The 12,880-nt window shown below is 74.7% G+C and carries 8 protein-coding genes; 6 read left to right on the forward strand and 2 right to left on the reverse strand.

From position 1 onward, the window contains the following. Window positions 1–7 precede the first annotated feature (7 nt). The 5 genes from J5Y04_RS23725 to J5Y04_RS43595 all read left to right on the forward strand — a co-directional run bounded on the left by J5Y04_RS23725 (window position 8) and on the right by J5Y04_RS43595 (window position 9,572). A complete protein-coding gene (locus J5Y04_RS23725) occupies window positions 8–1,651 on the forward strand; it encodes a succinic semialdehyde dehydrogenase (RefSeq protein ID WP_209414101.1) in 1,644 nt (547 codons plus the stop codon). A gap of 47 nt (window positions 1,652–1,698) precedes the next feature. Continuing rightward, on the forward strand, window positions 1,699–3,516 hold the full coding sequence (locus J5Y04_RS23730; RefSeq protein WP_209414102.1) for a GMC oxidoreductase: 1,818 nt from the start codon (window positions 1,699–1,701) through the stop codon (window positions 3,514–3,516). A gap of 395 nt (window positions 3,517–3,911) precedes the next feature. After that, on the forward strand, window positions 3,912–5,477 hold the full coding sequence (locus tag J5Y04_RS23735; RefSeq protein WP_209414103.1) for a hypothetical protein: 1,566 nt from the start codon (window positions 3,912–3,914) through the stop codon (window positions 5,475–5,477). 1,200 nt (window positions 5,478–6,677) lie between these two features. Next, complete coding sequence (gene guaA, locus J5Y04_RS23740; protein ID WP_209414104.1) at window positions 6,678–8,273, forward strand: glutamine-hydrolyzing GMP synthase; 1,596 nt, start codon at window positions 6,678–6,680, stop codon at window positions 8,271–8,273. A gap of 207 nt (window positions 8,274–8,480) precedes the next feature. Next, window positions 8,481–9,572, forward strand: coding sequence for a ubiquinol-cytochrome c reductase iron-sulfur subunit (locus tag J5Y04_RS43595; protein WP_209414105.1), 1,092 nt, complete (start codon window positions 8,481–8,483; stop codon window positions 9,570–9,572). Window positions 9,573–9,583: 11 nt separating this feature from the next. Here the strand turns inward: J5Y04_RS43595 and J5Y04_RS23750 are convergent, their stop codons facing one another. Continuing rightward, window positions 9,584–9,808 (reverse strand): hypothetical protein, encoded by a 225-nt coding sequence (locus tag J5Y04_RS23750; RefSeq protein WP_209414106.1) that lies wholly within the window; start codon window positions 9,806–9,808, stop codon window positions 9,584–9,586. Next, the gene (locus J5Y04_RS23755; RefSeq protein WP_209414107.1) at window positions 9,805–11,271 is read right to left on the reverse strand and encodes a PspC domain-containing protein; all 1,467 of its coding nucleotides are present in this window, start codon (window positions 11,269–11,271) and stop codon (window positions 9,805–9,807) included. Before J5Y04_RS23755 ends, J5Y04_RS23750 begins: the two co-directional genes overlap by 4 nt. Before the next feature lie 262 nt (window positions 11,272–11,533). Here J5Y04_RS23755 and J5Y04_RS23760 point away from each other — a divergent pair, with 262 nt between their 5' ends. Continuing rightward, complete coding sequence (locus tag J5Y04_RS23760; RefSeq protein WP_209414137.1) at window positions 11,534–12,874, forward strand: ATP-binding protein; 1,341 nt, start codon at window positions 11,534–11,536, stop codon at window positions 12,872–12,874. The last annotated feature ends 6 nt before the right edge of the window (window positions 12,875–12,880 follow it).

A 12,880-nucleotide genomic window follows, 5' to 3' on the forward strand; every position in this document is an offset into this window, starting at 1 on the left:
GCGCCGTATGACGGACCTCACAGCAGATTCCACGGCCCTCCGGCACCCCGGTGCAGGGGCCGCGGACCGCAACCCCGCCGCCCCCGGGGGCGGCCGCACGGTCGCCGCGGCCGTCCCGTCGTCGCTGGTCGCCCGTCTCGCCGGCGGGATCACCGCGACCGGCGAGCCCAGCCTGGTGGAGACCGTCGCCCCGCTGACCGGCGAGCGGTTGGCCGCCCTGCCGCGGTCCACCCCGGCCGACGTCGAGGTCGCCTACGAGCTGGCCCGCCGCGCCCAGCCGGCCTGGGCCGCGCTGCCGGTACGCCGGCGCGCCGCCGTCCTGCTGCGCTTCCACGACCTGCTGCTCAGGCGCCAGGACGAGGTGCTCGACCTGATCCAGGCCGAGACCGGCAAGGCCCGGCTGCACGCCTTCGAGGAGGTGATGGCCGTGGCCGGGGCCGCCCGGCACTACGGCCGCGCCGCACACGGCTACCTGCGCGACAAGCACCGCGCCGGCGCCCTGCCGCTGCTCACCCGGACGATCGAGGCCCGCCGGCCCAAGGGCGTGGTCGGGCACATCTCGCCGTGGAACTACCCGCTGGAGCTGTGCATCGGCGACGCGCTGCCCGCCTTCGTGGCCGGCAACGCCGTGGTCAACAAGCCGGACACGCAGACCGCGCTGACCGCGCTCTGGGCCCGCGAACTGCTCGTCGAGGCAGGACTGCCGGCCGACCTCTGGCAGATCGTGATCGGCGACGGCCCGGTGATCGGCCCGGCCGTGGTCGACGGCGCCGACTACGTCTCGTTCACGGGCTCCACCCGCACCGGCCGCGAGGTCGCCCAGCGCGCCGCCGCCCGGCTGGTCGGCGCCTCGCTCGAACTCGGCGGCAAGAACGCCATGCTGGTGCTGGCCGACGCCGACCTCGACCGGGCCGCCGAGGGCGCCGTCCGCGCCTGCTTCTCCTCGGCCGGGCAGCTCTGCATCTCGATCGAACGACTGCTGGTCCACCGCTCGGTGGCGGAGGAGTTCCTGGCGAGGTTCGCCGAGCGCACCCGCGCGCTGCGCCTCGGCGGTGGCCTCGCGTACGGCGCCGACATGGGCTCGCTGGTCTCCGTCCGGCAGTTGGACGCCACCACCCGGCACGTCGAGGAGGCGGTCAAGGCGGGTGCCACCGTGGTGGCCGGCGGCCGGCCCCGGCCGGACCTCGGCCCGTTCTTCCACGAGCCGACCATCCTGGACGGCGTCACCCCCGAGATGGCGGTCTGCACCGAGGAGACCTTCGGTCCGGTGGTCTCGGTCTACCGCTTCGACACCGAGGACGAGGCGGTGGCCGCCGCCAACTCCACCCCGTACGGGCTCAACTCCAGCGTCTGGACGAAGGACCTGCGGCGCGGCCGGGCGGTCGCGGCCCGGCTGCGCACCGGCACGGTGAACATCAACGAGGCCTACGCCGCGGCGTACGGCTCGGTCGCCGCGCCGATGGGCGGCATGGGCGACTCCGGGCTCGGCCGGCGGCACGGCTCCGAGGGCATCCTGCGGTTCACCGAGGCGCAGACCATCGCCGGCCAGCGGCTGATGCCGCTCGCGCCCTCGTTCGGGCTGGACGACAGGCAGTTCGCCGCGGTGTTCACCGGCGGGCTGCGGGTGCTGAAGGCGCTGCGGTTCAAGTAGGCCGGTCCGGCCGTCGGTTCACAACTCTCCCGAAGGAGCACTGGCACATGGTGGGGTCCCGCAACGAGACCGGGTTCGACTACGACGTGGTCGTGATCGGCTCGGGCTTCGGTGGTTCGGTCTCCGCGCTGCGGCTGACCGAGAAGGGCTACCGGGTCGCCGTCCTGGAGGCCGGGCGGCGCTTCGAGCGCGACGAACTGCCCAAGAACTCCTGGGACCTCGCCAACTACCTGTGGGCGCCCAAGCTCGGCATGTACGGCATCCAGCGGATCCACCTGCTGGCCAACGTGCTGATCCTGGCCGGCGCCGGGGTCGGCGGCGGCTCGCTGAACTACGCCAACACCCTGTACGTGCCGCCGAAGCCGTTCTTCGAGGACCGCCAGTGGGCCCACATCACCGACTGGCAGGAGGAGCTGGCGCCGTTCTACGACCAGGCGCAGCGGATGCTGGGCGTCCGGATCAACCCGACCGTCACCCCCTCCGACGTCCACCTGAAGGCGGCCGCCGAGAAGATGGGCGTCGGGGACACCTTCCACATGGCGCCGGTCGGGGTCTTCTTCGGCGACGGCAAGGACTCCGACGGCGCGGCGAAGGCGGCGCCCGGCGACGAGATCGCGGACCCGTACTTCGGCGGCGCCGGCCCCGCGCGGCGGGCCTGCGTGGAGTGCGGCGAGTGCATGACCGGCTGCCGGCACGGCGCCAAGAACATGCTCACCGAGAACTACCTCTACCTGGCCGAGCGCGCCGGCGCCGAGATCCACCCGCTCACCACGGTGGCCCGGATCCGCGAGTACGCCGACGCCGACGGGAACCAGGGCTTCAAGGTGGACGTCCGCCGGACCGACTCCCGCTCCACCACCGACCCCGTGAAGGCGGGGGCGCGGACCATCACCGCCGCCCGGGTGGTGGTCGCGGCCGGCACCTACGGCACCCAGTCGCTCCTGCACCGGATGCGCGACGGCGGCCACCTGCCCGGCATCTCCGCCCGGCTCGGCGAGCTGACCCGGACCAACTCCGAGGCGCTGGTCGGTGCGCAGACCACCGACCGGCGGTACGGCGCGAAGGCGGACTTCACCAAGGGCGTCGCGATCACCTCCTCGATCCACCCGGACGAGAACACCCACATCGAGCCGGTGCGCTACGGCAAGGGCTCCAACGCCATGGGCGCGCTGTCGATCGCACAGGTGAAGGGCGGCGGTCAGGTGCCGCGCTGGCTGCGCTACGCGGGGACGACCGTGCGCCACCCGGTGACCTTCGCCCGCTCGATGAACAAGCACCGCTGGTCCGAGAAGACGATCATCGGCCTGGTGATGCAGTCGCTGGACAACTCGATCACCGTCTCGCTGAAGAAGAAGGGTCTCGGCAAGGGCCAGCTGACCTCCACCCAGGGCCACGGCGCGCCCAACCCGACCTGGATCCCCGCCGCCGAGAAGGGCGCCCAGGCGCTGGCCGAGGAGATCAACGGCTTCGCGGGCAGCGCGGTCGGCGAGATCTTCGACATCCCGATGACCGCCCACTTCCTCGGCGGCTGCCCGATCGGCGACTCCGCCGAGACCGGCGTGGTCGACCCGTACCACCGGCTCTACGGCCACCCCGGGATCAGCGTGGTGGACGGTTCGGCGGTCTCCGCCAACCTCGGGGTGAACCCCTCGCTGACGATCACCGCGCAGGCCGAGCGGGCCATGTCGATGTGGCCGAACAAGGGCGAGGACGACCGGCGCCCGGCCCCGGGCGAGGCGTACCGGCGGGTGGAGCCGGTGGCGCCGGTGCGCCCGGTGGTGCCGAAGGAGGCCTTCGGGGCGCTGCGGCTGCCGTTGCTGGCCGTCCCCGAGGTGCCGAAGAAGCGTGGTGCGCAAGCTTCCTGACCCCTCGCCGGGGCCGGCCGACGACGCGCCGCAGCCGGTTGACAGCGGTCCGCGCACGGTGGGATAAACAGGCTCCCTGGGGGACCAGGGGCTTGTTCTCACGGGGGGGATCACGGTCCATGGCCATCTGCGCATCGTGCGGCGCGGCTTCGGCGGAGGGGGCGCTCGGCTGCGCCTCCTGCGGACGGCCGATGGCGCCGCCCCCGCCCGCCACGGCGCCGCCCGCGCCCTCCGCGGCACCATCCGCCCCGCCCGTCGTGCCCCCGGCGCCGCCGTCCGCGCCGGGGTACCCGCCTCCGGCGGCGCCCGTCCCGCCGACCCCGTCCGGCCATCCGGCGCCCGTCCCGCCCGCTCAGCCGGCGCCCGGGTACGCGCCGCCGGCCGTCCCGCCGGCGGTGGGCAGTTGGGGCACCGGCCGGCCCTACGACCCGGCCGCCGCGCAGCCCGCCGCACTGCGGTGGCTCACCGGCGAGGACTGGCGCCCGGCGCTCAAGGCGGTGGTCGCGCCGGTCGCGGTGCTGCTGCTGGCCGCGCTGATCGCGGCGGTCCCCGGCGACTACGACCTCGGCTACCGCTACGACTCGCCCGGGTACGGCGATCGGTTCGGCACCGCTCTGGCGATGGCGCTGGCCGCCCTCGGCGCGCCGTTCAAGCTGGGCCTCACCGGTCGCGTGTTCCGGGGGGAGGACGGCCCGTCGATCCTGGTGCGGACGGTGCCGATGACGGTCACCGCCTTGTGGCTGCTCGCGCTCTGGCTCGGCCTGCGGGCCGGCGTCCGCCTCCGCCAGGCCCGCACCGGTGAGCAGCAGACCCGGGCGCAGGCGGCCGGCGAGGCCGTCCGCACCGCCCTGGTCACGGCCGGCGCGACGCTGCTGGTCGGCCTGGTGGGCGGTGCCGACTGGAGCCCGTCGGGCGCCCGCGGGTCGGGCTTCGGGAGTTACTACGGGGACGTGCAGTACGGCTCGGACTCGGGCTGGCTGGAGGCGGTCGGCTGGAGCGCCCTGCTGGCCGGGCTGCTCGCCTTCACGGTGTACGGGACGGACGCGCTGCGCTGGGCGGCCTGGCGCAACCGCGCCGTGCGCGGCTGGGCGGTGGCCGGGCTGGCCGCGGGCCGGGCGGCGGCGGTGTCGACGGGGCTCGCCGCGCTGGTCGGGTTCGTGCTGATCGCGGTGCAGGACGAGGGCTGGGCGACCGGCACCGCGGTGGCCTTCCTGCCGAACATCGGGCTGACCCTGCTCGGTCTGGGGTCGGGGGCGACCCTCCGGGCGGGCGCCGGCGCCGGCCGCTACGACGGCTACTACGAGGACGGGCCGGGCTACGGCTCCGGGGGCCCGGGCGACGAGTTCTCGGTCTTCGACCTCCACGGCGAGACCGCCGACTGGCGGTGGACCCTGCTGCTCGCCCTGGCCGCGGCGGCCTACCTCGGCTGGACGGCCCACCGGCGCGGGCTCGACGCCGCCGACCGGATCCGGCTCGCCGTCGTGTACGCGGCCGGGCTCACCCTGCTGATGGCGGTCGCCGGTTTCGTGGCGACCTCGGGCAGCGGCTCGTTGAGCGGGCGCAAGGGCGGCGCCGACGACTTCTCGGTCAGCCTGCTCTTCGGGAGCCAGCTGGCGGCCAACGTGGTCTGGGCGGCGGTGGGCGCGCTGGCCGTGCCGCCGCTGCTGGCGGCCATCCGCGGCGGCCGGGCCGCCGGCCGGCCCGGCGCGGTGCCGGCGCAGAGCGGTCCGTACGACGGCGCGGTGCACCCGGGCGTGGTCCAGGACGTCGGCGTGTTCGTGCCGGGCCAGGGGCAGGGGCAGGGCCCAGACCAGGGCCAGGGCCAGAGCCCGGGCCGGCGCCAGGCGGCGGGAGTCGGTGAGGTGATCGGCTCGCACGAGGCGCCGCCATCGCCCGGCCCCGCCGCACCGGAAGCCGGCGGGGAGGCCGTCGACCCGGACGTCTGGCGCAAGCAGCCCTAGCGCAAGCAGCCGTGGCGCGAGCAGTCGTGGCGCGAGCCGGGGGCACGGGCCCTGACGGCCCGCGCCCCTCGCGCGGACCCGGCGCCCGCCCGCCGCGACGGCGCGAGGGGCGCGGGACGGCCGCGCGGAGCGGCGCGCAGGCCCGTCGGGCGGGCCCGGGCGCGCCCGCACGGGGCCGGACAGGGGCCGCACGGGGCCGGACAGGGCAAAGGGCCCCGCGGGGGAACGGGGCCCTTTGTCGCTCAGCACGCGGCGCCAGGGCTGCGCCGGTGCTGGGTGACGGCGCCGGGGGAGGAGCGCCGTCCTGTCGGTTGGCTTCTGGGACGGAGCCGCCGCAGCGCCGGCGTGGGTGTGCCGGTCGCGCGGGGCGCGCACGCTCACGGTGCGGCGGGCCGGTGCACATGGCTGCGCAGGGCCTTCGCTCACGGAGCGTGAGGTGACAATCGTTGCCACCAAGGGTCTCGGCGGCACCGGGTCGGGCCTCCGTAGTGGACCTTCGGCCACCGGGAGAACCTCTTCCAAGCAGCATCGTGCTGGACGGAGGGCTTGCTCTGCAACCGATTCGGCATGATTCGGCACAGTCCATTTTCGGCCCGGCCGGTCCGGGGAGGTCTGCCGGGAGTCCTCGGGCGGCCCGCCGGGAGGTCCGGGGAGGCGGGGTCGATGATCACGGTGTGTAGTGGTGCGGGCCGGAGCGCACGGGGACGCGCGTAGCGGCGCGGGACGGTGAACGATGTGCGCCTGGGTTGCGCCGGGGTGCGGCGGCCGGCCTCCGGGCGTCCCCGGGGGCCGGCCACCCCACCTCCTTGGTCCAGTCGCGGCCGGGGTCGCTGTCCCCTGCTGTCCGGCCGCTGCACCCGCGCACGGTCCCACGGCGCACCGCTCCCGGCGGGGCCGGGACCGCGGCGGCGCCACGCGCACCGGTGGACTGGGTCGAGCTCCACGCGTGGTCCTGCACGTCCGTACGGCGGCGCCCCTGGCCGGGGCGGAGGCGGCGCACCTGGCAGGTGCGGCGCGGTCGTACGGTCGTCAGAAGCAACGAACCGACGGCCCGTGCGGTCACGGTCCCTTGGATGGGCAGACGAGTGAAAGCGACCCGCCCGGTAGACTCGACCCCAGACCCCCGCTCGTCGCCCGCCGCCGCCCTTCGGAGGAAGTGCTGCGCGCGACACCTTTCGTACCGCTGCCGGAAGGCCGTCCGTGTCCTCTGCTATTCCCGACCAGTCCGTACCTGAGACCGACACCGTCCTGGTGGTCGACTTCGGTGCCCAGTACGCCCAGCTCATCGCCCGCCGGGTGCGTGAGGCCCGGGTCTACAGCGAGATCGTGCCGAGCAGCATGCCGGTCGCCGAGATGCTCGCCAAGAACCCGAAGGCGATCATCCTCTCCGGCGGTCCCTCGTCGGTCTACGAGGAGGGTGCGCCGCAGCTCGACCGCGCGATCTTCGAGGCCGGGGTTCCGGTCTTCGGCATGTGCTACGGCTTCCAGCTGATGGCCAAGACGCTCGGCGGCACCGTCGACAACAGCGGCGCCCGCGAGTACGGCCGCACCCCGCTGACCGTCTCCCGCACCGGCTCGACCCTGTTCGAGGGCGTCCCGGCGCAGCACTCGGTCTGGATGTCGCACGGCGACGCCTGCTCGGCCGCCCCCGAGGGCTTCACCGTCACCGCCTCCACCGACGTGGTGCCGGTCGCGGCCTTCGAGAACGACGAGGCCCGGCTCTACGGCGTCCAGTACCACCCCGAGGTGCTGCACTCCGACCACGGCCAGCAGATCCTGGAGCACTTCCTCTACCGCGGCGCCGGCATCGCGCCGACCTGGACCACCGGCAACGTGGTGGACGAGCAGGTCGCGCTGATCCGCGCCCAGGTCGGGACGAAGCGGGCCATCTGCGGCCTCTCCGGCGGCGTGGACTCCGCGGTCGCGGCCGCCCTGGTCAACAAGGCCATCGGCTCGCAGCTGACCTGCGTCTACGTCGACCACGGCCTGATGCGCAAGGGCGAGACCGAGCAGGTCGAGAAGGACTTCGTCGCGGCCACCGGCGTGCAGCTGAAGGTCGTCGACGCCCAGGAGCGCTTCCTGAACGCGCTCGCCGGGGTCTCCGACCCCGAGGAGAAGCGCAAGATCATCGGCCGTGAGTTCATCCGGGTCTTCGAGCAGGCCCAGGCCGAGATCGTGGCCGAGGCCGGCGAGCACGGCGAGTCGGTGGAGTTCCTGGTCCAGGGCACCCTGTACCCGGACGTGGTGGAGTCCGGCGGCGGTACCGGCACCGCCAACATCAAGTCCCACCACAACGTCGGCGGCCTGCCCGAGGACCTCCAGTTCGAGCTGGTCGAGCCGCTGCGCAAGCTGTTCAAGGACGAGGTCCGGATGGTCGGCCAGGAGCTCGGCCTGCCGGAGGAGATCGTCCAGCGCCAGCCGTTCCCCGGCCCCGGCCTGGGCATCAGGATCGTCGGCGAGGTCACCAAGGAGCGCCTGGACCTGCTGCGCGAGGCCGACGCGATCGCCCGCGAGGAGCTGACCGCGGCCGGCCTGGACCGCGAGATCTGGCAGTGCCCGGTCGTGCTGCTGGCGGACGTCCGCAGCGTCGGCGTCCAGGGCGACGGCCGTACCTACGGCCACCCGATCGTGCTGCGCCCGGTCTCCTCCGAGGACGCCATGACGGCCGACTGGTCGCGCCTGCCGTACGAGGTGCTGGCGAAGATCTCGACCCGGATCACCAACGAGGTCAAGGACGTCAACCGCGTGGTCCTGGACTGCACCAGCAAGCCGCCGGGCACCATCGAGTGGGAGTGACCACTCCCGCCGGACGGCCGTGAAACGGCCCTGATCCGGTATTGAACGGCCGCGCCGTCGTTCCCGTACACCAGGGAGCGGCGGCGCGGCCGTTCGCGGTGGGCGGGGGCCCATCGGGTGGGACCTCCCACCGAAAACGTTCACAAGCGTGCAGAATGCGACCGGACCTGTCAGGCGGTTGGCAGGCCGTGAAGGAAGGTGTGAGGGATGACGGAGGCCAGCAGCCCCACGGTGGCCGGCGGCCCCGAGGAGGCCGGCAGCCCCACGGTGGTCGGCGGCTCCGTGGCGACCGGTGCGGGGGTGACCGGTGCGGGGGCGGACGGCTGGGCCGGACGGGCGGCGCGGCTCAAGGCGACCGCCTCGCGGTACGCGCTGCTGCCGCTGCGGATCTTCCTCGGCGCCACCTTCGTCCACGCGGCGCTCGACAAGCTCTCCGACGCGCACTACCTGGCGGGCGCGGGTGACCCGGCCTCCTTCGTCTCGCAGACCGGGGCGGTCAAGGGCTCCAGCCCGATCTCCTTCCTGCTCGGCACCGCGCTCGACCACCCGACCCCGTTCGCGCTCGCCGTCGCCTTCGGCGAGCTGGCGGTCGGCCTCGGCACCCTGCTCGGCCTCTGGGGCCGGATGGCGGCCCTCGGCGGCGCACTGATCAGCCTGAGCCTCTGGCTCACCGTCAGCTGGAACGTGTCGCCGTACTACCTCGGCAACGACCTCGCCTACCTGATGGCCTGGACCCCGCTGCTGCTGGCCGGCACCCCGTACCTCTCGCTGGACGGCTACCTGGCCGGGCGGGCCGCCCGGGAACGCGCGCGCGGGCTGGCGGAGGGTCACGCCCGGCGGCGGGCCCTGGTGGACGGCGGGATCGCGGCCGTCGCGATCGGCGGCGCGGGGCTGCTCACCGGATCGCTGACCGCCACGTTCGGGCGGGACAAGAAGGCGCTCGGCCCGTCCGCCGCCCCGGCCGCAGCCGGGAAGACGCCCGCCGGACCGCCCGTCTCGGTGGCCGCCGCGAGCGTCCCGGTCGGTGGCTCGGCCCAGGTCAAGGACCCGGCCACCGGCGACGCGGTCTACATCGTCCAGCCGAAGGCCGGCCAGTACTGCGCCTTCTCGGCGGTCTGCACCCACTCCGGCTGCGCCGTCGACGCGCCGAAGAACGGTCAGCTGTACTGCCCGTGCCACGGCTCCCGGTTCGACGCGGCCACCGGCGCCGTGGTCAACGGCCCGGCCACCAAGCCGCTGCCCAAGTACGGCGTCACCAAGGACGGCGACAAGCTGAACCTCGGGCCGCTGCAGAGCTGAGCGGGCGGGTCCTAGTCGAGGGTGCCGTGGTCCGGCGCGTCGGCGCGGCCGCGCCGGGCCACCGCCGCGACCGCCCCCGCCAGGCCGCCCACGCCCAGCACGATGAAGGTCACCGGGATGACGATCCGGCCGTTCACCGACATGTCGTTCAGCGCCGCCACCAGGTAGAGCACCGCGATGACGGTGAACAGCCCGCCCGCGATCAGCGAGAAGGGATCGAGCGGGTGCTTCCTCACGACTGGACCACCTTGATGTCGCCGAGCCCGACCGTCAGCTTCAGGTCGAGCGTGCCTTTGGATGTGTGACCGTTCAACGGGTGGTACTGGTACGTGCGGCTGACGTTCTCGGTGGAGACCGGTTCCCCCGGGGCCTTGACGTCGCCGAGCAGGACCCGGGTGGTCAGGTTGACCGTGACGTCCGACGGCAGGGTGACGGTCAGCTCACCGGCGCCGAGCTGCACCGTGGTCGCCACGGTGGCGCCCGCCGGGTCCAGCCGGCCGAGGTCCAGCCGGATCTCGCCCGCGCCGAGGGTGTAGCGCTCGTTCAGGTCGTCCGCCGAGACGACGGTCCAGCTGCGTTCGCCGGCCGCGTTCTGCATGGAGTCCGGCGCGTGGCCGACGAAGGCGAGCGACAGGGTGAGCAGCAGCCCGGGCACGACCAGCCGGCGGGCCCGGCCGAACTTCGCCCCGACGAGCAGCGTCAGGCCGACGACCAGCAGGGCGGTCGCCAGCACGGCCGAGCTCACCACGGTGACGCTGTGGTGCCCCTCGGCGGCGGCCCAGACCGCGCTGGCCGCGCCGACGGCCAGCAGTACCCCGATCAGACCGAGCGGCGAGTGCTCGCGGTGGTGGTGGCGCACCACCACCGGCGGCCGGGGCGGGACGGCCGGGCCGCCCTTGCGCAGCGGGTCGCCCTGCGGCAGGTCAGCGCGCTGCCACCACGGCTGGGCCGGGCCGCCGGGCGGCGGGGCGGCGGAGCCGTGCGGGGCGGTGCCGGTGTCGCCGTACGGGTTGCGCTCGGGGTGGCGCGGGTCCCAGAGGTAGCCGCTCGGGCTGTCGGCCGGCACCGCGCCGGCCGCCCGCTCCCGGGCGTGCCGCTCGTGGGCCCGCTCGTCCTCGCCGGTCCGCGCCTGCTCGTCGGTCGGCGGCCAGGAGTAGGCGGAGGCCGGCCCGGACCCGGGGAAGTAGCGGTCGTACGGGCCGTGGCGGCGGTTGCGGCCGCGCCGGCGCCCGCGCTCCCGGCCGTGGCGGCGCTCCGGGTCGTACCGGACGGCCAGGAAGACCAGGCCGCCGAGCAGCATCAGCGGGAACATCTGGTCGCCGTCGCCCATCGAGGCGAAGAAGACGCCGGTGCCGATCACGGTCAGCAGCACCGCGCCGACCGACTGGCCGTCCACCCGGCCGGTGAGCACCCGCTGGAGCTCGGTCCGGCCGGGCCGGCTGCCGCCCTTGCCGTCCGCGACCGGCTCGGTCGGGACGACCAGCCAGGCCAGTCCGTACAGGAAGAGGCCGAGGCCGCCGGAGAGGCAGAGCACCACCGTCACGACGCGGAAGACCACCGGGTCGATGTCCAGGTGCCGGCCCAGGCCGCCGCAGACACCGGCGACCACGCGGTGGTGCTCGGTCCGGTTCAGCGGAGGGCGGTCCGGTGCGGGCGGGGCGCTCGGCCCGGCCTCCTGGATGCGGTGGTCTTCGGTCATGGCCACCATCCTGGTGGCTCCCGGGCGCCCGCCCAACCGGTGCGGTCCCTGTCCGTACCCTGACTTGTCCCTGAGAACAGCCAGGGATCCACCCTGATGCGTCCGGGCCCGCCCGCGTGGAACCATCGGTGGCGTGGCAGCCCCTGGTACCGATCCCCGTCCGCTCGTCCCCGACGCCCCGCCGTCGCAGGGCGCCGATCCGTCCGTCCCCGGCGACGGGCCGGTGCCGTACCGCAGGCTCTACCGGAGCCCGCAGGGCCGGATGCTCGGCGGTGTCGCGCACGGGCTCGCGGTGCACCTGGGGCTCCCGGTCGCCTGGGTCCGGGGCGCCTTCGTGCTGCTCTTCTTCGCCCAGGGCATCGGCGCGCTGCTGTACGCGGCGTTCTGGTTCGTGGTGCCGATAGGCATCGGCGAGCCCGCTCAGCGCGGCGGCGCGCACTGGGTGTACGTCAACGGGGCCTTCGTACCGGCCGGGTCCTGGCAGGCCTCGGGCGCGTCCGGCGCGGAGCTGAGCAAGGGGCGGCGCGGCTGGATCGGCCGGCTGCGGGAGCTGCTCCAGCACGCGCTGCAGGGCGAGCCCGCCGCCGAGCCCGGCGCCGAGCCGGCGCAGGTCCGGGCCGCCTCGAAGGGCCAGGGCGGCCTGGGGCAGCTCGCCGCGCTGGTCATGGTGGTGATCGGCCTGATCGCCCTGCTGAACGCACTCGGCGTGCAGACCGCGCGGCCGTACACCTGGCCGCTGCTGGCGATCGGCGTCGGCGTCGCGCTGGTCTGGCGGCAGGCCGACGACTCGCGCTGGCAGCGCTGGTTCGGCCTGGAGGAGGGCGAGAAGCGGCGCGGCGCCTACACCCGGGTCGGCGGCGGCGTGCTGCTGGTGGTGGCCGGCACCATCGCCTTCCTCGCCATGCAGGGCAGCGGCTCCACGCTCGGCTCGGTGATCGAGGCCTCGCTCGCCGTGCTGGCCGGCGTGCTGGTGCTGGTCGGCCCGTACGCGCTCCGGATGTGGCAGGACCTCGGCGCCGAGCGGACCGCCCGCATCCGCGCCCAGGAGCGCGCCGAGATCGCCGCGCACGTCCACGACTCGGTGCTGCACACGCTGACCCTGATCCAGCGCCGGGCCGAGGACCCGAAGGAGGTGCTGCGGCTCGCCCGGGCCCAGGAGCGCGAGCTGCGGCTCTGGCTCTACCGTCCGGAGGCGGCCGCCGAGGAGGCGCCGGACACCATGGCGGAGAGCCTGCGCGCCGTGGTCGCCGAGGTCGAGGACCGCCACGGGGTCCCGGTCGAGCTGGTGATCGTCGGCGACTGCCCGATGGACGAGCGGATCGCGGCACAGATGCAGGCCGCGAGGGAGGCGACGGTCAACGCGGCCAAGTACGGTGGCGGAGGACCGGTCCAGGTCTACGCCGAGGTCGAGGGGAGGACGGTGATGGTGTTCGTCCGCGACCACGGTCCCGGCTTCGACCCCGACACGGTGCCCGAGGACCGGATGGGTGTCCGCGAGTCGATCCTCGGCCGGATGAAGCGCAACGGCGGCACCGCACGGGTGCGGCCGGCGCCGGACGGCGGGACCGAGGTCGAGCTGGAGATGGAGAGAACGAATGACTGAGGCAGC

This window comes from Kitasatospora sp. RG8, from assembly GCF_017813315.1.
In the GTDB taxonomy this organism is placed as follows: domain Bacteria; phylum Actinomycetota; class Actinomycetes; order Streptomycetales; family Streptomycetaceae; genus Kitasatospora.

Bases quoted from the DNA above. Each gene is read 5' to 3' on its own strand.
- J5Y04_RS23725 (WP_209414101.1), top strand. From the start codon at position 8: ATGACGGACCTCACAGCAGATTCCACGGCCCTCCGGCACCCCGGTGCA.
- J5Y04_RS23730 (WP_209414102.1), top strand. From the start codon at position 1,699: ATGGTGGGGTCCCGCAACGAGACCGGGTTCGACTACGACGTGGTCGTG.
- J5Y04_RS43595 (WP_209414105.1), top strand. From the start codon at position 8,481: ATGACGGAGGCCAGCAGCCCCACGGTGGCCGGCGGCCCCGAGGAGGCC.
- J5Y04_RS23755 (WP_209414107.1), bottom strand. From the start codon at position 11,271: ATGACCGAAGACCACCGCATCCAGGAGGCCGGGCCGAGCGCCCCGCCC.
- J5Y04_RS23760 (WP_209414137.1), top strand. From the start codon at position 11,534: ATGCTCGGCGGTGTCGCGCACGGGCTCGCGGTGCACCTGGGGCTCCCG.